Source organism: Butyrivibrio sp. MB2005 (assembly GCF_000424285.1).
Classification (GTDB): Bacteria; Bacillota; Clostridia; order Lachnospirales; family Lachnospiraceae; genus Butyrivibrio.
Map to the genome: position 1 here is coordinate 224,805 of NZ_AUJP01000003.1, position 25,503 is coordinate 250,307.

The 25,503-nt window shown below is 38.8% G+C and carries 20 protein-coding genes; 17 read left to right on the forward strand and 3 right to left on the reverse strand.

The annotated features are described in order from the left end of the window. Positions 1-133: 133 nt before the first annotated feature. From G610_RS0101120 to trpA, 15 genes are all read left to right on the forward strand, one after another. A complete protein-coding gene (locus tag G610_RS0101120; RefSeq protein WP_026523307.1) occupies positions 134-370 on the forward strand; it encodes a hypothetical protein in 237 nt (78 codons plus the stop codon). A gap of 105 nt (positions 371-475) precedes the next feature. After that, positions 476-985: a zinc-ribbon domain-containing protein gene (locus G610_RS0101125; RefSeq protein WP_026523308.1), complete on the forward strand. Its 510-nt coding sequence runs from the start codon at positions 476-478 to the stop codon at positions 983-985. A gap of 47 nt (positions 986-1,032) precedes the next feature. Beyond that, positions 1,033-2,418 (forward strand): restriction endonuclease, encoded by a 1,386-nt coding sequence (locus G610_RS21815; RefSeq protein ID WP_051197425.1) that lies wholly within the window; start codon positions 1,033-1,035, stop codon positions 2,416-2,418. 164 nt (positions 2,419-2,582) lie between these two features. Then, positions 2,583-4,091: a recombinase family protein gene (locus G610_RS21820; protein WP_051197427.1), complete on the forward strand. Its 1,509-nt coding sequence runs from the start codon at positions 2,583-2,585 to the stop codon at positions 4,089-4,091. Continuing rightward, positions 4,021-5,409 (forward strand): recombinase family protein, encoded by a 1,389-nt coding sequence (locus G610_RS0101140; protein ID WP_026523309.1) that lies wholly within the window; start codon positions 4,021-4,023, stop codon positions 5,407-5,409. Before G610_RS21820 ends, G610_RS0101140 begins: the two co-directional genes overlap by 71 nt. A 538-nt stretch (positions 5,410-5,947) precedes the next feature. Further along, on the forward strand, positions 5,948-8,752 hold the full coding sequence (locus G610_RS23410; protein WP_051197429.1) for an McrB family protein: 2,805 nt from the start codon (positions 5,948-5,950) through the stop codon (positions 8,750-8,752). A gap of 8 nt (positions 8,753-8,760) precedes the next feature. Next, positions 8,761-10,095, forward strand: coding sequence for an McrC family protein (locus G610_RS0101155; protein WP_026523311.1), 1,335 nt, complete (start codon positions 8,761-8,763; stop codon positions 10,093-10,095). Next, positions 10,085-10,852, forward strand: a complete 768-nt coding sequence (locus G610_RS0101160) for a hypothetical protein (RefSeq protein WP_026523312.1) — start codon at positions 10,085-10,087, stop codon at positions 10,850-10,852. The genes G610_RS0101155 and G610_RS0101160 overlap by 11 nt, the downstream gene beginning before the upstream one ends. A 111-nt stretch (positions 10,853-10,963) precedes the next feature. After that, positions 10,964-12,820, forward strand: a complete 1,857-nt coding sequence (locus G610_RS0101165) for a zinc-ribbon domain-containing protein (protein ID WP_026523313.1) — start codon at positions 10,964-10,966, stop codon at positions 12,818-12,820. Positions 12,821-12,885: 65 nt separating this feature from the next. Beyond that, the gene (locus tag G610_RS22900) at positions 12,886-13,041 is read left to right on the forward strand and encodes a hypothetical protein (protein ID WP_155830930.1); all 156 of its coding nucleotides are present in this window, start codon (positions 12,886-12,888) and stop codon (positions 13,039-13,041) included. Positions 13,042-13,165: 124 nt separating this feature from the next. Then, positions 13,166-13,459 (forward strand): hypothetical protein, encoded by a 294-nt coding sequence (locus tag G610_RS0101175; protein WP_026523314.1) that lies wholly within the window; start codon positions 13,166-13,168, stop codon positions 13,457-13,459. A 154-nt stretch (positions 13,460-13,613) separates the two neighbouring features. Beyond that, positions 13,614-14,468 carry a ComEC/Rec2 family competence protein gene (locus tag G610_RS0101180; RefSeq protein WP_256379768.1) on the forward strand — a complete coding sequence of 285 codons (855 nt, stop codon included), beginning with the start codon at positions 13,614-13,616 and terminating at the stop codon, positions 14,466-14,468. 508 nt (positions 14,469-14,976) lie between these two features. Beyond that, positions 14,977-15,774, forward strand: coding sequence for a hypothetical protein (locus G610_RS21830; protein WP_026523316.1), 798 nt, complete (start codon positions 14,977-14,979; stop codon positions 15,772-15,774). A 678-nt stretch (positions 15,775-16,452) separates the two neighbouring features. Next, entirely contained in the window at positions 16,453-17,646 is a 1,194-nt protein-coding gene (trpB, locus tag G610_RS0101200; RefSeq protein ID WP_035796541.1) for a tryptophan synthase subunit beta, read from the forward strand. Beyond that, complete coding sequence (gene trpA / locus G610_RS0101205) at positions 17,639-18,439, forward strand: tryptophan synthase subunit alpha (RefSeq protein ID WP_026523319.1); 801 nt, start codon at positions 17,639-17,641, stop codon at positions 18,437-18,439. Before trpB ends, trpA begins: the two co-directional genes overlap by 8 nt. Positions 18,440-18,452: 13 nt before the next feature. Here the strand turns inward: trpA and G610_RS0101210 are convergent, their stop codons facing one another. Then, positions 18,453-18,692 (reverse strand): hypothetical protein, encoded by a 240-nt coding sequence (locus G610_RS0101210; RefSeq protein ID WP_026523320.1) that lies wholly within the window; start codon positions 18,690-18,692, stop codon positions 18,453-18,455. 409 nt (positions 18,693-19,101) lie between these two features. Between G610_RS0101210 and G610_RS0101215 the strand changes: the two genes are divergently transcribed. Further along, a complete protein-coding gene (locus G610_RS0101215; protein WP_026523321.1) occupies positions 19,102-19,668 on the forward strand; it encodes a TetR/AcrR family transcriptional regulator in 567 nt (188 codons plus the stop codon). A 22-nt stretch (positions 19,669-19,690) separates the two neighbouring features. Then, positions 19,691-22,111: an alpha-galactosidase gene (locus G610_RS0101220; RefSeq protein WP_026523322.1), complete on the forward strand. Its 2,421-nt coding sequence runs from the start codon at positions 19,691-19,693 to the stop codon at positions 22,109-22,111. A 57-nt stretch (positions 22,112-22,168) separates the two neighbouring features. Here the strand turns inward: G610_RS0101220 and G610_RS0101225 are convergent, their stop codons facing one another. Beyond that, positions 22,169-23,050 (reverse strand): DegV family protein, encoded by an 882-nt coding sequence (locus G610_RS0101225; protein WP_026523323.1) that lies wholly within the window; start codon positions 23,048-23,050, stop codon positions 22,169-22,171. A 65-nt stretch (positions 23,051-23,115) separates the two neighbouring features. Then, entirely contained in the window at positions 23,116-25,446 is a 2,331-nt protein-coding gene (locus tag G610_RS0101230) for a putative bifunctional diguanylate cyclase/phosphodiesterase (protein ID WP_026523324.1), read from the reverse strand. Positions 25,447-25,503 lie beyond the last annotated feature (57 nt).

Here is a 25,503-nt window from a genome sequence, read left to right on the forward strand (position 1 = left end):
TTTGCGCATAAGTGCCTATAATATTGGAAATCTTTGGGATATATATCTATGGAAAGCGCTTACATATAAGCGGATAATCAATCTTTGCGCGCTATATACCATATATGGTAACAAAATATGAGGAGATTGTTTTATGTGTAAGTATTGTTCAGAAGATGGAAGTATGGATGTTTTAGACAAATCATTCTTTGATGAAAGTATTGATGTGGGTGTGTTTGGGGTGCTTATTGTTAACGGAAGAGTATATGCTAAAAGGTCATGTTTAGAGTTTTCGGTCATCACAGATACAGGAGAAGCCAAGGTGTATAGGAAAGACATAAAAGTTTGTCCATTTTGTGGAAGAACCATGGAGTATACCGCAGATAGATAGTTTATCTTAATTTAAGACTCTATTTATAAGGTATTAAGTCCGGCGTGGGATAATTAATCTGGTAAATTGTATTGTTTAATTTAGTCTACGCCGGAGGATAGAGAAATGAAGTGCCCTGGATGTGGAAAAGAATGTAAAGAAGATATGAAGTTTTGCTCTGAATGTGGATATCCTATAGGGGCTTATAAAGAGCGAGTGCACAATAATACATTAGAGAGGAATGGGATAACTCAGGGTGATAGTCCTATAGTACATGTTAAAAATGATAATAAAAACCAAACAGGTAAAGTGCCTCTTGGGACAGTAGAATCTACGGAAATATCTGAGAAATTCTCAAAACCGCTGAAAATAATAGCTCTAATACTTAGTGGATTTCTTGTATCTATATTTACTTCGCGGATGGATTCATTGCTATATGGATTTATTGTAGGAATAGCGATGATGCCAATTATTTGGTTCTTCATTAGAGTAAAAATAGTAGCTTCATTGGGGCCTAATGCGTATAAAACTGCATCTCCATGGCTTTTTGGAGGCCCAGTTACTGACGCAGTTCTTCTTTTTAGCATAGGATACGTACTATGGCCTATTATGCAGTTAGTTTCTTGTTTTATATAGCAATTAGTGAACCTGTGTGGGCAAAAAAATTATGGGAGAAACAAGCTATGGCAACCTGTTTTTATTGTAATACAGTAGTCTCGGATAATCCGTTTAATTTAAAAGATAAATATATGGTGGCGGGAGGACTTGGAAAAGGACAGGTGTATGTGTGCAAATCCTGTGCACGCCAAGCAGGAGTTGATAGCGTTTTCAAAAGCATGTATGTAACAGCAAAAGCAATAAAGAATGAGCTTGATAGGAAACGTAGTATTCAGAAAGCAAGCACTTACAGTAATTCGCCGTGTGAGAAAAGCGATTCGGAGTTGGCTTTCGAGGCATTTGGAAAGCAATATGGATATCGGTGTCAAATTATAAAAAGAATTTCAATAAAAACAGATCACCTTTTTTCATTAAATCATTCAGATGATTATAGGGCAGCATTTTTGTTAAAACTCAGAAATATGATAGTAACAGGTGCTGATGAACAGGATGTATTGGAGTTCATGACTATGCTTGTATGCAGTCTGGCTTATAACGAGGGAATTACTTTTTTTATAGACTATGATATGACGTATAAAGAGTTTAATTCTTTCGACAATGAATATAATGAAAAAAGGAAGGAGTTAGGGCTAAGCGAAGATAGAACAGTTTTTGATAATCTTATAATTTATAAGTTTGATTCTATGCTGCCAATTGCTCTTTCAAGTATTAAAAAAATCATAAGCGAAAATCCGGATTTCTTTGTTGTATTAGTGCTTCCAGAATGCTATCGAAGAATAACGAAAGAAATAGAAGATTTGATGCTTCCTTTTCTTCTTAAGAAAAATTATGTAAGATTTGTTTTCTTTACTGCAGCAAAAAATCATGACATAAATGGAAAGTTAGCAAGAGACTTCTTTACTGTATACGATGCAAAAGAACTTAGCAATATATTTAATTATCCTAGAAAGTTTATTGATGCATCAGATTATAGCCTTGATTATGATACACTCGAGAAAAAATATGATAAGGTCTACGATAGTGAAGAGCTAGAGGAGATATTTCATGAAAATGTTGATAAGAGTGTAGATGTTCTTTTAGAAAACGATCCAAGAACATTTAAGTCAACAATGGATAAAGGGACCTCTTTTGAAAAACATTGTGCAATTTTGTTGGAGCATAATGGATTTACCAATGTTCGAACTACTAAAGGCTCCGGCGATCATGGAGTTGATATATTAGCTGAAAGATTTGATGTCACTTTCGCAATTCAATGTAAGTGCTACGATGGTATGGTTGGAAATGGTGCTGTACAAGAAGCGTTTACCGGAAAAGCCTTTTATAATTGTGATATAGCTGTAGTATTAACAAACAGTGATTTTACGCAGCAGGCAATTGATGAGGCAAAGAGTATTGGTGTAAAGCTATGGGGAAGGGATAAGCTAAAAGAATTTGAACAGAATATGGAATAAAGAGCTTGTCCGGATTGTAATCCATAGAAGAATAAAGATTCAGAAATAAAAACTTTAGAGGTCATGAATGGCATATATTGCGGTTTATGGCCTTTTTTATTTGGATCAAACGTTGCTATTAGCTGAATACAGAGGTAACATGTGACACTACGAGGAGGAAGGCTATGACAGTTGAAGTCATAAAAGGAAAAAAGAAAAAAGGAAAGATTAAAGCCGCTGCTTACTGTAGAGTTTCATCTATCTCTGACGAGCAAGAGACATCGATTGAAAACCAGATTGATTACTATACTAAGATGATTAAGGAGAATCCTACATACGAGTTTGTCGATGTTTACTATGATCAAGGAATTTCAGGTTATGTGGAACGAAGACCGGGATTCCAAAGAATGATGAAAGATGCAAGACAAGGAAAGATTGATCTTATAATAACTAAATCAGTGACAAGATTTGCAAGAAATACCGATACCGTTCTTAAGGCTTCAAGAGAGCTAAAAGAACTTGGAATCGGTATTTTTTTTGAACTTCAAAATATGAATACCCTTACAGAGGAAGGGGAGCTTCTTCTTACTATTTATGCTGCATTTGCTCAAGGAGAGAGTGATACATACAAAGACCTAGCAAATCTAAATTATAAAAGACGATTTGATGACTGCAAGCCATTTTACAATATTCAGAACGTTCTTGGATTCGATATGGATAAAGAAATGAATGTAGTTGTTAATCGTGATGAAGCAAAGAACGTAAAACAGATTTTTACCTGGGTAAAGCAAAATTACAGTACTGTTGAGGTTGTAAGAAAATGTAAGGAAGCCGGAATAACCAATAAACAGGGACAACCGGTTACTAGAGTATTTATTACTAAGACAATAAGAAATGTCCAGTATAAAGGGGATTACATAATGCAATCGACCTATACTGATGAAAAGAAAATGTCCAGGAAGAATTATGGGAACCTGCCATCTTATTACATAAAGAATGATCATCCGGCGATAGTATCAAGGAAGCTGTGGGATGAGGCCAATAAATGCATTGATGCCAGGAGAGATAATAGGCATGCGAGAGTTCAACTAAAGCCCATGACTACAGAAAACTATCCATATAAAGACATGATATTTTGCGCAGAATGCGGTGGCTTGATGAGACCACAAAAAAAGAAGTCAGGAATAGAATACACATTTTTATGTTCAAATCGAAGAAAGTATGGAAGCAAGTTTTGTAGCAATAAGCCTGTTCCTCAGAAAGTAATAGAGAGTTGGGGGAAAATAGATGGCCACGTATATGTTAGCTTCGACAAAAGCAGACCTATACATCAGCAATACAAATACGTAAAGGAAAGCACCTGGAAGAAAGATCATAGCAATAAGAAAATACCTGCCAAAGAATATACGAATGATAAATGTTTTTATTATCGCAGAATATTCTGTGCAGAATGCGGAAGCTTACTTAGAAAGATAGTTGATGTTGGTGGGCATATAAGATTTACTTGTGGCGGGCACCTGGACTTTGGAAATGAGTATTGCAAAGGTGTATGTGTGCCAAAAGAAAAACTTGATAACTTGCCAGAGGAGGCTGGCTACTATTTGATAAAGGAGGAAAGAAAGGGTGAAGAAAAGTGTTACAGTTATACCTGCAAAGAAATACGTCCGATCAGAAAAGAGAGGACAAGCAGGTGATAAAAGATTAAGGGTTGCTGCATATTGTAGAGTATCTACAGAACATGAGGAGCAGATAAACTCTTTCGAGAATCAAGTGCAGTACTATACCCAATACATAAATAACAAGCCAGAATATGAAATGGCAGGTATTTATGCTGATGAGGCAATTACAGGAACAAGTACAAGAAAACGAGACGGTTTCAATAGAATGATTGAAGACTGTGATAATGGGAAGATTGACTATGTTATAACAAAATCGATTTCAAGATTTGCCAGGAATACTCAGGATTGCCTTAAGTACTCAAGACACCTTAAGAGCCTTGGAATAGGCATTTATTTTGAAAAGGAAAATATAAATACATTAGATGCATCAGGTGAACTGCTTTTCACAATTCTTAGCTCGCTTGCACAGGAAGAGTCAAGGAATATCTCGGAGAATAGTAAGTGGGGAATCAGGCACGGCTTTAAAAATGGCAAACCACTAATCAATACAACCTCTTTTATGGGATATGATAAGGACGAAAATGGAAAGCTTGTAATAAATAAGGAACAAGCAAAGATTGTGAGAAGGATATACACAAGATTCTTGGAAGGTGCGCCAATAGCCCTGATATGTAGAGAACTTAGAGATGATAAGGTAAGGGGTATAAATAATGGGACATGGGCGTGTGCTGTTGTTAGGGCCATGCTTGAAAACGAGAAACATTGTGGAGACCTTCTCATGCAAAAGACATACTGCGAGGACTACTTGTCAAAGAAACAGGTCAAAAATTATGGGGAAGTTGATCAGTATTTTGTTGAGAATGATCACGAGGCAATTATTCCAAAGGACGAATGGCTAGCGGTACAATTGGAGCTTCAGCGAAGAGAAAAATATAGAAATGAGGTAGGATTCCTTAAATATTATTCCGGGCTTGGAGGATTTTCTCGTAAAGTTGTTTGCGGATGCTGCGGCAAAATTTATACACGTAGAAATGCTGATACTAATGGCAATAAGAAATGGTTTTGCGAGGGCAAAAAGAATCCATCTAAAGATTCCTGCAAAGGCCCTCTTGTTGAAGAGGAGAGGCTAAATAAAGCTTTTATAATCGCCTGGAATACCATAGTGCAAGAGAAGGATCCAAATATCCTCAAGTGGGATGAACAAATCGTTGAAGGGGATCCGCTTCAAAGGCTTAGAGCAAGGCAAATGAAAATGATGGTTGAGGAAGGAAATATCAGTGAAGTAGTACCAGAACATGTAATGCTTGTACTAGAGAGAATAGTAGTTCATAGCAAAGAGCATTTTGAAGTAAGATTTCTGGACGGAACAGTAAAAAATGTCTGTGTAGGATAAGACATTATTTAATGTTAAGAGCATATGCCGGCTTTTTCCTAGATCTCTTTCTGCCGCCTAACTGAAAAATGTCATGTTCTTTTATGTAATCTATAGCTTCGACCAGGGTACCAAATGATGTCTGATAATGATAATCTGAATAAAAGGCATGAGAATGGGATAGGTCGAAGCAAATCTTTTTATCTTCAATTTTCCAAGTGTGTCCGGTGTTTTTGGACATAATTTCTATAATGTTTTTCTTTTTTATGAGCGTTAAAAAGTAGCGTTCGTTCTGAATATCTGTATAAGTCATATAATAAATCCTTTCAGTGAAAACATGGCAGATATTGCCGCGACGAGAAGTGATAATAACATATTATAAATATAAATGCAAATGTAATGATATGGGCTTTGAATAGAATGGAATAAGCTTTATATAATGGGATTGTTGCGCATAACTAAGGGCAGTTTTATACTTATTTTATCTATATTTTATATGTTCTTCTTAAGTGAAATCTATAATGGAATTACGACGAAAAATCATAATTCGAGGTGCTTTATGAAGCAGATCAAGATAAATGGAATTCCCTACAATCTAATTTCAAGAAACGAAAAAGAAGATAATCCATATCCGCATATAGAAAATGCTCTAACTAATCAAACACCGACTGGAGATCAGAAAAGTATATTGAGGACTTTTCTGGCTGATAACGGGGTTCAAACTCCTTCAAGCATAAATACGCATTCATGTGTGGAACAACTTACTGAAATTGCAGATAGAATAAATGCTTCAAGAATGGGCACCTTTGATTCATGGACCATAAAAAGCAATCTGGTTTGTGCTAAGAAAACAGATAAATCTTTCTTTGATTATAATGGATCAGGAATTCCTAAAGATATCAGATGGTTCTTTGGGGTGGATAAGCTTGAACTCGGAGGAAAGAAGAATATCCTGCTTATTTATAAAGGCAAAGAGTATAGTGCGTCTATTCAGCGTGAAAATGAGCATGCAAGAACAAGACTATTTTGGAACAGTGATCTGGCTGAAATGGTTTCTGGATACAATAATCCGGAATCATATCCTATAGCCTTATTTACGCAGTTAGCTGATACAAAATATGAAATGCAGATGATAGGAGATGCAGCAGTGTCAGGTATTGATTACATAGGTGTTCTGAATTATTTAGAAAATAATATGGAAGTCCCATACTCAAATCCAGAAGACCCAGGGATTAGTGCAAATGAGAAAGATCGCCTTCTGAAAGTAAAAGAAAAGGGTCAGTGGGTTGTGGCTGAAATGAAGAAGATGGCGGATGCATGCAGGCAAAAATACAACCTGGATAAATGCCTACCTTTATCTTGGCTTGATGGGTCAAATACTAAGACAAGAAAGTATCTATGGGCCCAGATGAAATATAGCCAATATGCAGATGACCCGATCAGTATATCAATTTTTGTTGAGAAAAATGGAACCCTCGGGACTAGATATCGAATAAGTCTTGAAATAAAAAATGATGGAACAGATAAGAAAACAATGGAAAGGTATCATTCTTATCTTGATATTCCTATAGATAACGACGCTGGTTTTGTATTTGTTTCAGGCAGTAATGAATGGGGGAATCCAGAGGAACTCAAAAAGCCGCAGAATGAAATAAGAGAACAGCTTAGAAATGGCGAGTTAAGAAAGGTACAACTATGTAGGTATATAGAACGTCCTTCGGATGAAAGTAATGAATATTATCATGAAAAGCTCCTTGCAGCTGTAGGAGAGCTAATACCATATTACGAGTATGTTATTGGTTTAACAGAACCTGAAATAGAAGTAAAAGCTGAGGAAGCACAGAGCATGAATAAAGAGATTGGATTAAATACAATTTTATATGGCCCTCCTGGAACAGGTAAAACATATAATTCTATGATTTATGCTGTAGCTATTATCGAAGGAAAAGAAACAAAGGAAGTATACGCTGAAGCATCTGATAATTATGAAGCTGTAAAAGCAAGGTATGAAGCTTATAAAGAAGAAAACCAGATAGCTTTTACAACTTTTCATCAATCGTATGGGTATGAGGAATTTATAGAGGGTATTAGACCAGTGATGGACTCAGATAAGGATGACATATCTTATACTGTGGAACCAGGTATTTTTAAGGTGTTCTGCGATAAAGCTAGATCTAAAATTGATGCTCCGGATATAGAAATAAACAATGATGCTACATCATGGTATATAAAAATTTATCCAGATGAAAAAAAGACTGCGCAAGAGATACTGGATTTCTGTATAGAAGAAGGTACTATACGCATGGACTTTACTGAAGAAGAAATAAAGAATTCAGCACTAGGAGGAAAAGATGAGCATGAGTTTCTCCGTTGGTATAAATATGATATTGAGCCTGGTGATTATGTATTGGCAAGCTTGGGACATGGAATAATAAGAGCGGTTGGAATTTTCGAGGAGGGCGATGCCTTTTGGGATGATAAGTTAGATAGTCATCATTTTGCAAGAAAAGTAAAGTGGTTAGCATATGATATGTCTGCTGATCTCAAAGAATACAATAATGGAATCGCTTTTCCTAGATTTGTCATTTCAAGACTGAAGAATTGTGTTCCATCAAATGTACAAAGAATGCTCATAGATTCTGGGGCATATAAAGAACTAAAGAACGATAAAAGATATGTTTTCATTATTGATGAAATAAACAGAGGTAACATATCTAAGATATTTGGTGAGTTAATCACACTTATTGAAACTACAAAGCGTTCAGGAGAAAAAGAAGCAATGGAAGCTATTCTTCCATATTCAAAAACTCCGTTCAGTGTTCCAGATAATGTATATATATTGGGGACTATGAACACGGCTGATAGATCAATTGCTCTTATGGACACTGCTTTAAGAAGACGATTTGATTTTGTGGAAAAAATGCCAGATCCAGGACTGCTTAGAGGCATTACTGTATCTGATGGTAATACCAGTGTAAATGTCGAGGAGCTGCTTAGAGTTATAAACCAGCGAATAGAATACCTTTTTGATAGGGAACATACTATAGGGCACGCATTTTTCATGAAGTTAAGGGACAATCCTTCGTTAAAGACCCTATCAGATATCTTCAAGAATAATGTTATTCCGCTTTTACAGGAATACTTCTATGAAGACTATGAAAAGATTCAACTCGTGTTGGGAGACAATGGCAAATCATCTTCTGAGTATGCATTCGTTAAGGAAGAGGATTATGACTTGAGGAAAGTATTTAAGGGGAATCCGACCAGCATAGACACACTGGATATCTCAGGAAGGAAGTATAAAGTCCAGATGAGTGCATGTGACTATATTCAGAGTTATAAAGAGATCAGTGATACCATATAGGAATTTATATGCAGCGCTTAGTTGAAGTAAAAGAATTTGATTCGATCATTCGGGAAAGTGAGTATTCGGATGATTATAACTTCAAAAGCCTTAGTGAAACAGAGTTTTCATGGGTAATGGATTTTGCTAAGGAATACACGAGCATGGAGGAAGGTGACTCTGATGCTCTTGAATTTATGCGCATTGGTTATAAGAAACCTTATGGAGATGTTATTACTCTAAAGAATTATGTGGGATTGATTCAGCTTAAGAATGGATTCCAGATTCAGGTTCTGCCAAAGATAACATTCGATAGTGGTGATGATGCTGGCAACGAGCGTACAAAGAAGGTATTCCTGAAAATGCTCCGAAGTATGAAGGATTTTCCAGGAAAGATTTTTAATGAGGCTTCATTAAAAGTCAGTAAAATGAACCTCTATGAGCTGTTTATAAATATGTACTTACAGGAAGTGAGGCAGCTCCTTAAGAGAGGCATAAGATCTTCATATATAGAAACGGAGGATAATCTAAGATTTTATAAAGGGAAACTACTGGTTAATCAGCATATAAAAGCAAATGTTGCTCATAGGGAACGTTTCTATGTGTCATATGAAGAGTTCCATCCCAATAGGCCAGAAAATAGATTGATAAAATCGACCTTGCTCAAACTGCAAAAAATATCATCCAGTGCTGAGAATTCTAAAGAGATAAGGCAGATGTTAACTCATTTTGAGATGGTGGAGCCATCGTCAAATTATGAAAAGGACTTCTCAAAAGTTGTGATTGATAGGAATACCAAGGATTATGACATGCTTATGAAATGGTCCAAAGTTTTTCTGCTTAACAGGAGTTTTACGACCTTTTCAGGTGATACTACATCAAGGGCGCTTTTATTCCCGATGGAAAAGGTGTACGAGAGTTATGTGGCTAGAGAAATGAAGAAAGCGTTTATGCCCGATGGTTGGTTGGTATCAAGCCAGGATCATGGATACTACTTATTCGATGAACCACGCAGCCAATTTGCTCTGCGGCCTGATATTGTGATGAAACGAGGCGATCGGACCATCGTTATGGATACAAAATGGAAGAGGCTGATGGATAATGATTATCTCAACTACGGGATATCACAAGCTGATATGTATCAAATGTATGCATATTCTAAGAAGTATGAAACACCTGAGATTTGGCTCTTGTATCCGGAAACAGAAGAGATGAGAGATCATAAACCAATTGAGTATGTGAGTATGGACCCAAGCATGGAGACTCATGTGCATGTACATTTTGTTGATCTGGAACATATAGAAGATAATCTTCAGTTGTTGAAAGAAAAGATTAGTATAGAGGTCGGAAACGATGGAGTATAAAGGGACTATAATTGAAACCAAACGCGACAATTTATTAGAGTGGCTTAGAACAGAACTTAAAAGTATCCCTGTTACTGTTTCTGCCGAGGATGAATGCATTAATATTCGTTTTCAAGAATTATTGGTTTGTGGGATAGAAGTTTTAGACGAATCATACAAAATCTTCAATGCTACAGAAGATTGGAAAGAGAACACGTCCTATCATTGTGAGCAGGCAGACGATGGGACTTGGTACTATTACATGGAATCTTCTGATGAGTGCATTTCTGAGTGTAAACGTCTTGTTATGTTTGAGGCTAAAAAAGGAAATGACATAAGTAGTAAAGAGTACAGTTCTGCGCCTCTTAGAGATAAGTTTTGGCAAAAACGAGTCAGAGACATTATGGGAAATTACCTTGTTTCTGAAATGTCTGGAGAAGTTAAGGAGCATGGAAAGCCTGAAGTGCGATTTGAAATGCGATATGATCCTAAGATTGCAGGACCTGAGCATAGACTTAGGGTTTACTTGCAAAATAAGAACAGCAAAAATCCTGAAGTAGTATCTGTATGGGTAGGAAGGGAAATTGCTAGCGAAGAATTTCTAAGGGAATCGCTTGTAACTGTTAAAGGGGATCATCCATTAGGCCCTAGGAATGATAGTTTAGGACATTACAAGGAAAGTAATATTAAGTTCAAAATTTCAGAAAACGACAGGCAAAGGGATATCGAGGAAGCTTTTGAATTTATCAGAGTGATAATAAAGAAGAAAATGGGATGACTTATGGTACCAAATATAGATGTTTGAAAAGCTGTGATTATTGATGAATCTGTTAAGACTAGTTAAGCGGCGAAGTGGCTTTAGTGCATATTAATTAGAAAGGCGTAATGTATGTATTGCAGAAAATGTGGAAAACAAATACCTGATGATAGCTCATTTTGTACTAATTGCGGGGCTAAAGTAGTAGATGGAAATACAAATGCTTCATCTATGCAGAATTATAATGCAGTGGATATTAACACTAATAATATAGGTAATCATTATGGTTCAGCACCTAGTCCGAACACGAACTATGAAAATAGTTATTCTTCACATCATGATATTATTCATCCAGATAGAAAAATGCCTTTTATTATTGCTGGAGTAGCTATTTCTGCATTTATATTGCTTGTTATTATGCTAGTGTTGATTTTTACTTTTAGAAGCAACATGAGGGAAAGCCATGAAGTACAACTTGCCGAGGAAACTTATGGTAAGAGTCCAAATAAAGCAGACAACAGTACAGCTAGTAAAGATACTCCTGAAGTAAAGGAAGAAGAGGTGGTTGAAGATGTGCCTCAAGCTGAGGAAGAGGAATCAAATACTGCGGAAGAATCAAGCACTTTAACTGAAGAATCAAGTGACTCAGCTGAAGAAAAAAGCAATATATCATATAGTTCAATAAGTGAACTTCCAAATGATTTACCATATGCATTTCGATATTCCGATGGAACAAATTGGCAGACCTCGATTCATATTAAAGCTAATGGACATTTTAAAGGCATATCAATTAAAACAAGTACTGATACGGCAGCAGATTATCCAAATGGAACGAAATATGTATCATCATTTACGGGGCAATTTACGGAGTTTATGCAAGGGGATAATGATGAGTATTTATTAAAACTATCGAAGCTTGAATTTAGTAGTACTCCAGAAGAATGGATAGAGGATGGTGTTCGTTATATAAAAGATAATCCAAAAGGGATTGAACTTGACCGTGTATATACTCTTTATTCACCATCTATAAAGGTATCTGATACAGACGAGCCATTTCAGAATTTATGGAATAATATGATAACAAAGATTTATGATAACTATTCTGATAGGGGTGATACATTAGAGGATTATGTCCTTTTTTATAATGATACAAGTGATACTTGTGATTGTTTTTGCGGATTCAATGATGAAAAAGATGACTATATTTATCCAGATGTATATGAAAAAGTTTTGACAGATGAGGATGTTGCATCAATATCAGAAGTAAATAAAGGAACTATTACTGGACGTAGCGTATATCAGATGATTATTAATGAGATTTACGCTAAACATAAGTATAGATTTGGTAAGGAGGATGTCCTTTCTTATTTCCTTAATAGATTTTGGTATTGGGAGTATTTTGATGAAGGGGATATGATAGATGATATGGCATCTATAGAGGGATTATTATCCCAAACAGAAAAAGACAATGTAAAAATTCTTAAGGGTGCTATGAATGGCGTCAACGCAGCTGATGCTCTTGCAAATAATTATGCTGAATCAACAGGTGAACAGGATAAAGCTGAGACAAATGAAACGGTGGCACCGGAAGAGCAGTCAGCGACTAATAATGATATGGTGAAGGTTGGGGACACTTTTACTATTGGTGGGGTAAAGATGTCTATTACTGGTGCAGAGCTTGAGTATTGGACGTATAATCCTACATATGATGGACAAGTATATGGACATGGAATGAAATATATAAGTGTTTCATTTACTGTAGAGAATATTGGAACTTCAAGCATGTATATATCACCATACTCATTTAATTGTTATGCGGATGATTCTTATTGTGATGTGGCTTCATTCCATTCTGGACAATGTGGTGAGATATCTCCCGGCAGGAAAACATCATTTGATGCTTATTGGAAGGTCCCTGATACAGCTGGCACGATCGAGCTTGAATATAAATATAATTACAAAACAATAGTAAAGATCAAAATTCAGTAACTAATTGGTTTATACCATTTATTGGCAAATGGAATAAGTGTGTATTATTACAGGAAGAAGGCTATATGGGTCCATATGATTTTATAAAAGATACTCCGTTTGATCTTAATAAGGATGGGAAGATTGATGCAGTAGAGTATGACATAATATTTGGCGGTCTATGCTCTGAGGAAGATGCAAATGTTGAGAATATGGATATGGAGATTGAGGATGAGCAATGAGACAAATACTGCTGTATAATTGATACTGAAAACATATTCGATTTAAGATATGGGGATTAGTAATATGAAAATAGTATTTTTAAGACATCACCACATGCCTAACCTGTAGGAAGGTAATTTACCTTTGATACTTCCTGCAGGGAAGGTAAATATTATCAAAGGTGGTGATGCTATGGGAAGAACAAGGGCCTATAGGAGAAGCGTCAGAAACAGAGCAATAGCTCATAAGAAGAGAATTTGGAAATCCATCTGGAAGGAAAAACAATATATTCCCGATGGGAAATTCTCAAAAGCCCATATGGGCTGCGGATGTTGGTTATGTAAACCTTGGAAACATCAGTATGAACCAAGCAGGTCAGAAATAAGAGATACGGTTCGTGCTAGACAATGTATTGATGATTATTTAAATAATCGCTAATAAGGAAAGCCTTGGCTATGAATGAATATATAGCTAAGGCTTTTTTGTATGTACTTTCGCGAAATAGATAGGTGAAAAAGAGAATAAAACTATATATAGTTTCAGTGCTACATTAAAGCACAAGATATAGTGCTCGACGGGAGACGGAATTGTTATTGAGTCAAAGGGGATTCACATGATGATCGATGGAGGAAGTACTTCCAAAAAGGATGTGGCTAAATATCAACTTGTGCCATTTCTATCATACGAGGGTATTGGTGCTCTTGATGCGGTTATTCTTACCCATGAGGATGAAGATCATATGAGCGGTATTCTTGAGCTTATGGGGATGATGGAAGAGAGAAGAAGTAATATCAGAATCAGAAATCTGATCCTGCCGGATATTGGCGAAGCTTCAAAAGGAGATAATTACCGGATGCTTGAAGCGAAGGCAGCAGGGCTTGAAATTCCTACGTCTTATGTGAAGCAGGGAGATGAGATTAATCTTGATGCTATAGGAAAGAGCTTTAATCCATTTAGTATTAATGGGCGTGCAGCCGGAACGGCGCCTGATTCCAAGGATCTTCGTATTAAGTGCATCGGCCCCGTGCCTAAAATGGTGACGGATGAGCCAAACGCTTATTCTACAATATTGCTGTTAAAGTGCGGAGACTTCAGTGGTCTTTTTACAGGAGATGTAGAAGGCACGGGACAGGATAATCTAAAGGATTATATCCGCAGTAATCCAGATGAATTTAAGAATCTGACGCTGCTTAAGGTTGCACACCACGGCAGCGGTTATACCACAGATGAAGAATTTTTAGAGCTAACAAGACCTCAGATCTCGCTTATCAGCTGCGGCGTAGACAACCGCTATGGTCATCCTCACAAGGAACTTGTGGAGAGACTTGAGAACATTGGCACAGGCATTTACAGAACCGATAAAAGCGGAGCTATTACGCTCGAACTCCGGCATAGCAAACTGATTGTGGATACATTTATCGAAGATATGCACGTTAATGATGAGTGACACATTTTAGGATATTAGTGCAGTTTGTTTTTTAAAAACGGTTTTTAAAAAGGAAAAAGAAGAGGAATATGCTATAAAGACACGCATTTGAGCCTAATTTGTTAACGCACGTGTCGACGATTTGAAAATCCAACACGCATATGATTGGCTTTACCCCAAATGCGTGATTGCCTATGGCTAGTAGGGGAGCGGTGGACACGCAGCGGAATTCGTATAGAGATAATGCGTCACAGTATTTCAGTACCCAGACACGAATATAACAGGAGGTACAAGAAATGCGTCACAAAAGCGATTACAAAGACACGTATATAGGAATACTTGCTCTAATATACGTGTTTGTGCGCCTTAGTTATACAATGCAAAGACACGTTAATCAGAATGTGACTTTAGTATGCGTGTTTTCACTACCCGCAGGGTATTAGAAGAATTATGACAAAAGAAAAATGTTAAAAAATGAAATGGTATTCGCTTCTTTCGTAAGCGATACAATTGACGGAAGGAGAAATTTTTGGAAAGTTATTCAAAACAATTAAAACAACAAATGAAAGAAATTGAATCTCTTATAGATAAAACAGAAAGAAGAGCTAGGAACTATATTGGCTTAGAAAACAAATTGTTAAGAGTCTCAAATCGAAAAAATGGGTATCATTACTACATTGTGGAAGGAGATTCAAAGCCCAAATATGTAAAGGATAAGGACAAGGACTTGGCCAGGAAAATAGCTCAAAGAGATTATGAAGAGAAAACTCTTAAAACCATGAGAAATTTGAATTACCAGATAAACAGGTTTCTACAATTGTATGATTCATCAGCAATAGAAAATGTTTACGAGCACATGGGGGAAGCAAGAAAGGCTATAGTTGAGCCAATTATTCCTTCGGATGAAGAATATATCAAAAATTGGCTTAAGCAGCATGAAGGCGAAAAAAATTTGTATCCGGAACATGGAAGATATGTAACTGCAAAAGGAGAATATGTCAGATCAAAGTCTGAAAAAATCCTGGCGGATTTGTTCAACAAGTATGAAATTCCATATTGCTATGAGCCTGCCCTTGAATTACGTGGTGGGAAAATAGTCTATCCTGATTTTATCATTCTAAATGTTCGAAAGAGGAAGACATACTACTGGGAACATTTGGGATTAGTCTCTGAAGAGGATTATGCGATAAAGAATTTTGGAAAGCTACAGCTATATGAAAAAAGTGGATATATTGTTGGAGACCGAGTACTTATATCAATGGAATCAGAGTCCAATCCGCTGGATGTAAGGATTATAGAAAAGAAAATAAAAACATATCTCCTATGAGAGCAAAATTAATCTTACAAAAAATTAAATTCGTACCTTGACGATGCAGGACCATGAGAGTAGAATATGTACAACTTAATACTTTAAACCGTTGAAGTGGAGATAACGGCAGTGATGCCTTTACAGAGAGCCCGGGAAGCTGAGAGCGGGTGAGAAACAAATTGTCAAATGGACCACTGAGGGCGTAGATCAAAAGCGAGATAGGAAATATGTAATTTCCGGAATCGAATGTGTTCTGAGTTTTGAAGCGATATCAGAGCTGCCGATTTTAAGCTGAGTATTCTACGACGTGAAGGCATACGTTAGTTGCCTGGGATATGTTGGTATCCTGTGAGGCGCATGGAAGTCCATGAATTCAAGGTGGCACCGCGGATTATTAGATGATTCGTCCTTGACAGAAAATAGATTTTTCTGTCAGGGACTTTTTTTATCTTATAGGAAATTCCTGCGGATTTCCTATAAGATAAAAACACTCCGTGTGGATGCGCAGCTCGTGGAAATGAAGTTTATTGCTTCGCAATGTCTTCGTTCCACTTCGGTCGTCGCAGAGCTGATGTCCCCCGGACATCATGCGACACTCGCGCGCGAAGATTTCGCAAGCGAAATCCTATTTTATTTGCGTGAGAAGCAGAGCCACTCGCAAGATCAGGAACAGAACTTCACTAATAGGAGGAGATTATGAGTACAGACAAAAAAGGAAGATTTGGAATTCATGGAGGACAGTACATTCCTGAAACACTAATGAATGCAGTAATTGAGCTGGAAGAAGCCTATGAGCATTACAAAAATGATCCTGAATTCAACAGAGAACTAACAGAGCTTTTGGATGAGTATGCAGGCAGACCTTCAAGACTTTATTATGCAGAGAAAATGACAAAGGACCTGGGCGGAGCAAAGATCTACTTAAAGAGAGAGGACTTAAACCACACAGGTTCACACAAAATAAATAATGTTCTTGGACAGGCACTTCTCGCAAAGAAAATGGGTAAGACAAGACTTATAGCCGAGACCGGAGCAGGACAGCACGGAGTTGCGACAGCTACAGCTGCAGCGCTCATGGGAATGGAGTGCGTTGTATTCATGGGAGAAGAGGATACAAAAAGACAGGCTCTGAACGTGTACAGAATGAGACTGCTTGGATCTGAAGTTATTCCCGTAACATCAGGTACAGCCACACTTAAGGATGCTGTATCAGAGGCTATGCGTGAGTGGACCACCAGAATAGATGACACACATTACTGCCTTGGTTCTGTAATGGGCCCCCATCCTTTCCCCACGATCGTAAGAGATTTCCAGGCAGTGATTTCAAGAGAATCAAGAGCTCAGATACTTGAAAAAGAAGGACGTCTTCCCGATGCAATCGTTGCCTGTGTTGGTGGCGGATCAAATGCAATCGGAAGCTTCTATCACTATATCAATGATGAAGGCGTTAAGCTGATAGGCTGTGAGGCAGCAGGACGAGGCATCGATACCTTTGAAACCGCAGCCACTGTAAATACCGGAAAACTTGGTATTTTCCACGGAATGAAATCCTACTTCTGTCAGGATGAATACGGACAGATCGCTCCTGTATACTCCATCTCGGCAGGACTTGATTATCCCGGTGTCGGACCGGAGCATGCACATCTTCACGACATACACAGAGCAGAATACGTGCCTGTTACCGATGATGAAGCAGTAGATGCTTTTGAATACCTTTCAAGAACAGAGGGAATCATCCCGGCAATTGAATCAGCTCACGCAGTGGCACATGCAATCAAGCTTGCACCCACAATGAGCAAAGACCAGATAATAATAGTAACCATCTCAGGAAGAGGCGATAAGGACTGTGCTGCAATCGCAAGATACAGAGGGGAGGACATCAATGAGTAATATAAAGAAAGCATTTGAAAACGGAAAAGCATTTATAGCATTTATAACCTGCGGAGATCCCGACCTCGAGACCACAGGAAAAGCAGTGAGAGAGGCAGCAAAGAACGGTGCTGATCTCATCGAGCTTGGAATACCTTTCTCAGATCCAACTGCGGAAGGCCCCGTAATTCAGGGAGCCAATATCCGCGCTCTTGCAGGTGGCATAACTACAGATAAAATATTTGAATTTGTAAAAGACCTTAGAAAAGACGTAGACGTTCCCATGGTTTTCATGACCTATGCAAATGTAGTTTTTTCATATGGCATCGAGAGATTCGTTAAGACCTGCAAAGAAATAGGAATGGACGGACTGATCCTTCCGGACATAGCCTTTGAGGAAAAAGAAGAGTTCTCTGAAACATGCGATAAGTATTGCATTGATTTTATATCTCTTATTGCGCCGACATCCAGACAGAGAATTGCCATGATAGCAAAAGAGGCCAGTGGATTCCTATATATCGTATCAAGTCTTGGAGTAACGGGAGCAAGAAGCGAGATAAATACCGACCTTGCATCCATGGTTGAGCTTGTTAGGGAAAACACGGACATCCCCTGCGCAATAGGCTTTGGAATTTCTACACCTCAGCAGGCAAAAAAAATGGCCGATATTTCCGACGGAGCAATTGTTGGATCGGCCATAGTAAAGCTTCTTGAAAAGTATGGAAAAGAAGCACCTAAATATATCGGTGAATATGTAAAATCCATGAAAGACGGAATGAGCAACAATTCCGTTCCGGTAGAGCTTGGAGCCTGAAGCTTCGTGAAAATTACTTGGGCGGGGATGCCTTATATGACTTATGAAGCTGCAGATTCTCACAATCCGGAGGTGAGTTTACCAGGGAGTTATTTCTGACCTTACAACCTGCATTTCTGCAATCCCTGCATCTGTAGCCTGAGTGATTGGAGTACATTCTCTTACATTCAAGGGAGCAAAAAGCATGGTTGCTTTCTCTGGCAGTGAACAGTCTGCCACAATTCATACAGATGTTTCTTGTATTGTGAGCCATAGCTTTACCTCCTCATAATTAGTTGAATAGGCGGAATCTGATCAGTCAGGTTCCGTTTTTTCTATTCGTGGTAATGCCTTTTGCATCAGCTGCGAATCAGAAAATGTATTCTTAATATAATAATATCATTAATCGTAATAGAGAATTTAAAGTTTATAGTTATTTCATAAGTTCATGTATTTCATGGAAACTGTTTCGTGATAAAATGTTTATATGTCAGATACGTCTTCTGAAAATCCAAAGCTTTATATAGAAAATAAGCTTAACGGAAGGAAACGAAGTCGATTTTCGAAAATGATTGAATATCGACTTAATATTTGATAGTATATAGTCATGGAAACTGAAAAGTAAAAACAAGTTCCCGACATCTGTTGCTTAACCAGTGTTTAAAAGAAAGTAAGGAGTTTTTATGAACGATACCAGAGTAAAAATCCTTGAAGCAGTACTTACAGAGTTCAAGGAAAAAGGATCCAAATTCACCATGGATGATGTAGCATCCGATCTTCATATGAGTAAGAAGACCATCTACAAGGAGTTTGACGATAAGGAAGAGATTTTTGATGCTCTTGTAGATTACTGCTTTGATTCCATTAAAGAGAAAGAGGCAGAGGTTCTTGCTGATGACAGCCTTTCTACTGTAGAGAAGATTGAGAAAATAATGATCTGCATGCCTGATAAGTACAGGGATGTTGATTTCCGTAAAGTTTTTACTCTTAAGGATAAGTATCCCAAGATTTATGCCAAGGTTCAGAAGAGACTTGAGAACGACTGGGGCGATACCATCGGTCTTATTGAGAAAGGTATTGCAGAGGGCAAGGTAAGGGACCTTCCTATTCCTGTAATCAAGGCTATGACAGAGGCTTCTATCGAGAGATTTTTAAGCTCAGATGTACTTCTTGAGGGAAATACTACCTATGAAGATGCACTTCAGGTTATGATAGATATAATCATGAGGGGTATTTGCGTAGACAAATAAAAATTAAAGTGGGGACTTTAAAATGATAATCAGAAATGAGAACGTATTTCTGCTGCAGACAAAAAACAGCAGCTATTTTCTTCAGGTGCTTCCATCAGGTCATGTGGAGCATATTCATTATGGAAAATCCATCCTTTCCGGTGGACAGTATGAAGAACTTTTAAAGGGCGATAAGGAGGACAGCAAAATAGTCCTTCAGATGGCTAAGGCCATGGAGATCAAGCATCGCCATGAGGGTGGTAACATGATAGTGTATTCGACTGAACACTATCCACTTTGTCTCGAGGTTATGCCTCTTGAGATGTCTTCTTTTGGAAAAGGCGATATCCGCGAGCCTCTTATCGAGGTTTCTCACGCAGACGGCTCCCTTACAAGTGATTTTCTTTTTGATAGTGCTGAGATTTTTGATGAGATTTCAGCTCTTGATACTTTGCCCAGCTCCTATGATGACGGACAGGAACTGAAATTTGAGAGCGGAGCTTTAGATAAGGCTTCACAGCTTGTGCTTACCCTTAAGGATAAGGAGTATGGCCTTCGTCTTGATCTTATTTACAAGGTTTATCCCGAGTGCGACACAATCACCCGCACTTCCGTTTTATATAATGACAGCCAGGAAAAGGTTGTAGTGGACAGACTTTTGTCCAACCAGCTGGATTTCCAGAAGGTGGGTCTTAAGCTTACAAGCTTCCACGGACGCTGGGCTGATGAGATGAATATGTCTGACAGCATCTGCAAGGCAGGAAAAGTTGTTAACGAAGAAATCTCAGCAGGTGAGTCAGGAAGCAGAAGTAATCCCTTCACTATGGTAAGTGATCCGAATGCTACTGAGGAAGCAGGCGATGTTTACGGCCTTAATCTCATTTACAGTGGCAATCATTACAGTGCTCTTTCTGCAAACGGAACCTTCCTTTCACGTTTCGTCAGCGGAATTCAGCCCACAGGCTTTTCATGGACTCTTGATGCCGGTGAGAAATTCGAAGCTCCCGAAGCGGTCATGACTTTCTCTGACAAGGGCTTCCACGGAATGAGCACCAAAATGCACGATTTCGTAAGAAAGCATATCGTTCGCGGCGTATGGCGTGACAAAGAAAGACCTATTCTTATTAACAACTGGGAAGCAACATATTTTGATTTTGATGAAGGAAAGCTCCTTAGAATAGCAAAAGATGCAGCTAAGGCAGGTATCGAATTATTCGTTCTTGACGATGGCTGGTTTGGCAAGAGAAACGATGATAAGGCAGGTCTTGGCGACTGGACAGTAAATACCAAAAAGCTTCCGGATGGATTAAAGGGACTTGCTGATAAGATAAACGGTCTTGGAATGAGCTTTGGTCTCTGGGTTGAGCCAGAGATGGTAAATGAAGACTCTGATCTTTTCAGAGCTCATCCTGAGTGGGCAGTGAGAATACCGAATCGTCCCCATTCACTTGGCAGAAATCAGATGATCCTTGATTTCACAAGGAAGGACGTTCAGGATTACATCATAGATGCCATGAGCAAGGTATTTTCATCGGCAAATATCTCATATATCAAGTGGGATATGAACAGAGTTTTCTCCGATACATTTTCAAGAGAGCTTCCTGCTGAGCGCATGAAGGAATTCACCCATAGATATTACCTTGGCCTTTACAGAGTTATGGGAGAACTTACCAAAAAGTTCCCTGAGATTCTTTTCGAAGGATGTTCATCAGGCGGTAACAGATTTGACCTTGGTATCCTGAGCTACTTCCCACAGATTTGGGGAAGCGATGATACCGATGCAGTATGCAGAATGGATATTCAGAGAGGCTACAGCTACGGATATCCTGTTAACAGCTATGGTGCTCACGTATCTGCATGTCCCAATCATCAGACACTGCACACAGTTCCGCTTGAGACCAGATTCTCAGTGGCTGCATTTGGCTGCTTTGGATATGAGCTTAACTTAAACGAACTGTCTGATGAGCAGAAAAAGCAGGTTGCAGACCAGGTTGCATTTTACAAGGAATGGAGAAAAGTATTCCAGTTCGGTGATTTCTACAGACTTGATAAATACCGCTTTATGGCTGTATCAAAAGATAAGTCACTGGCTGTTGCCCTTATTTTCCAGAAGGAATGCAGACCTAATGATGATTACCTGGCACTTAGAACCATGGGACTTGATCCTGACAAGGTATACAGAATTGCCAATCGTCAGGTTAAGATCAACATCAAGGCCTTTGGAAGCCTTATAAATACAATGGCTCCCATTCATGTGAAGCAGAATGGAATCATCCATGGAATGATAGATAAATTCTACAAGATGCAGAGTGAAAAAGAAGAGATCACAACTACCGGCGGCGTTGCCAACAGCTGTGGTGTGCGTCTTGGACCTGACTATGGCGGAACAGGCTACGGTGAGGATACCAGAATGTTCAGAACAGACGATACCAGACTTTACGTTATCGCTGAGGTTCAGGAATAAAAAATGCCGGACACTTTCAAAAACGAAGGTGTCCGGCACATTTTTTTATATAATCATTTAGTCAATGCGCTTCTTACCAACAAAGAAGAGGGCTACTGTTCCGGGGCCTGTGTGGCTTCCGATTGTAGTACCGATATCATAGACTTCGACTTTGCCCTTCATGGCAGGAATAAGTTTCTCAATCTCAGCTATGAGTGCATCAGCATCTTCTCTGCAGGCTGACTGGGAAATATAGCATTTGCCGTTATAGTCGGCGCCACCCTCAGCACATTCAAGCATCTTATTGGCAGCTGCTCTTATAACGGCTGTTTTTCCGCGGAGCTTTGCTCTTGCAATGAGGTGACCTTCAAAGTCTACATTGAGAAGAGGGCAGATCTTAAGGGCACCGCCGAAGAAGCCGGCTGCCTTTGAAACTCTTCCGCCTCTTACAAGGTATGTAAGGTCTGTTGTGAAGAACCAGTGATTGATATCAAGTCTGTGTTCAAGAGTCCAATCACGGAGCTCGTCTATATTCATGCCGGCATCTCTTCTGTCGGCAATCTCATCCATAAGAAGTCCGAATCCAGATGAAGCGGCAAGTGAATCCACGATATAAATCTTTCTGCCGGGGAACTCGCTTGTAAGGATATCTGCAGCTATATTTGCAGAATTGATAGAACCGGATATTCCGGAACTAAGTGTAAGATGAAGTATATCATAACCTTTTTCAAGAAAAGGCTTAAAATGATCAACGTATTCTTCTGTATTAACCTGGGATGTTCTGGTCATGGCACCGTCTGCCATAGCTTTATAGAAATCAGCAATAGGATATTTACCATCATCAAGATATTGTTTACCATCTATCTCAAAGTGGAAACATACATATTTAATATCTCTTTTTTCAAAATGTTCCTTGCTCAGATCTGCGGTAGAGCAGCAGCTGATAACATACTTGGACATTACAAATCCTCCCTGTTTTTTCTAAAGACTCCGAATAACATGATACCACAGACCGCAAAATTATGCTAATTATGGTTATTCAGATAACTGTTCTCGAAGGTCTCGGCGTCACAGGGTTTGCCGAAGTAGAAGCCCTGGGCGATGAAGATGCCGATGTCCTGCATTTTTTTGAGCTGGGAGTCGGTTTCGACACCGACTGCGCAGGTCTTGATGTCCATGGTGTCTGCCATGGACTGGATGGATTTGGCAAGGAGAAGGGCATTGTCGTCCTTGTCGGCTTTTTCGATAAGAGAGTGGGAGAGCTTAATTACATAGAATTTGCAGTCAAGGAAATTGGACAGATTAAGCTCACCGCCGCCAAAATCATTGAGGCAGATTTTAAAGCCAAAGTTGCCAAGATCAATAAGCACCTCTTTTGATGAATCATCAGCATTAAGCATAACGGTGGTACTGATATCAAGGCCTAGCTTTTTTAAAGGGTAATTAACCCTTGAAGATTCGCTCTTTAGGAATGAGATAAAGCCTGAATCAAGGAGCTGCAATGCAGACAGATTTATGGAGACATAGAACTCCGTGTTGTACTTTTCGTTCCACTTGGTGAACTGCTCCAAAGCTGTCTGAACAATCCATGTTCCAAGCTTGCCCATAAGACCCACTTCTTCTGCAACAGGGATCAGCTCATCTGCTGAGTACTCGAAGCTGGCCTCCTTTTTAAGGCGAGGGAATACCTCAGCACCAAATATTCTGCCTGTCTGCGTGTTTACAAGGGGCTGATAGTGCAGCACAAAATCATCCTCAGGTACTGCATTTGATAAAAGATCCTGAAGATTATTGTGCCTTGCAACCGAAGGTACAAGAGCCTTATCAAAATATTTATAGTCATCCCTTTTGGTGCTTGCTTTTACCATGTACATGGCAGCGTCAGCATATTGGAGCAAAAGATCGGGGTTAGAAGAGTCCTTGGGGTATAAGGATACTCCGATACTGCCTGAGAGATTGAAGCTGTAGGTATCAAGCTCCACGGGAGTGCATAGTAACTCCTGAATCTTCTTGGCTGCGGTCTCCACCTCTGCGTCATTTATTACGTCGCACTGAATGATCATGAACTCATCGCCGCCTGTCCTGAATCCAACCATATTTTTGGGAAGACGCAGCATTCTGTGACCGAATTCAGCCAGAACCCTGTCACCCATATCGTGACCATAGGTATCGTTTATAGGCTTAAAGTGGTTCAGATCAATGGCAAATACTGCGTAGCGCTGTCCTGATTTTTCATAGTCAGCGGTCATGTTCTTTATAAATGAGTTGCTGTATCTTCTGTTATAGAGTCCCGTAAGGATATCCGTAGAGGACAGCTTTTTCAGGTTATCATTGGCTATTTTCAGATCCTGAGTTTTCTGTGCGACCTGTTCCTCAAGCTTTTTGTTAAGAGTCTGCTGACTTTCAAGGAGAGAAGCGTCAAGCTGGGAGTTTTCAAAGGTTGCGGTCATGATCCAGTAGCCCATTATCGCAATCAGCACATAGAAAAACTCGTTTTCAGAAAGGAACCTTATAAAGAATAAAATAATATCAGCAGCTGAGAGGAAAAGTATCTGCATCACAAGGCGGGCCTTTGATTTTTCATTTCTCTCGTATGAGCGAACGCCGAATTCAAATTGATATTTTTCCTGGGTGTAGGCGCCGAGAGCCATCATAATCATGAAAAGAATGTACAGTAGATCCATGAATATATTCTCAGCATCCAGTCCAAGAGCTTCTATGTAGGTGTACTGGAAATCGATAATTATGTATAAAAATATCGCTAACGGAATAAGACAGGTGCCCTTTTTAATAGACAGACCTTTGATCAGGCGAAGAAGATAAATCGCCAGCATTATCATGAAAAAGTTCACGAAGAAATATCCAAGGGTTCGAACATAGGTGACAAAGGGAATGGTTCTGCCGGCCAGAAGCACATTAAGGAGCTTCCTGAGAAGGATAAAACCGATGATCGTCATAATGAAGGTATCAGCAAGAAGCTTATACCTGTTGCGCTGATTCATCTTTTTTCTGATGTACATGAAGATGGATATGCCAAAAAGATAGTTGGGGAATAGGTACAGCGTCTTAATAAAACCGCCAAAGGACGTGCTTCCAAGGGCATAAACCGTGAAGAGTTTACATATATCACCCATACTCCAGCACAGGATTCCTAAGCCTATGACCAGGATATTCAATGAAAACTCAGGAATTCCCTGGGCACAGTTATAGCAAAGTACAAAGGAAAGCAGAGTAACAAGGGGTGAAAAAAGGACAATAAAATGAGTAGCCCCGGCAAAGGTTGAGATGACGAGGCAGATATAAGAAATAAATATATAAGCAATAAGCCGTTTTTTAGGATCTTTAAACTGTTCCATAGGCTAAATATAGTTGTAAATACAAATAATATTACGTTTATATTATAAGCCTTAGCT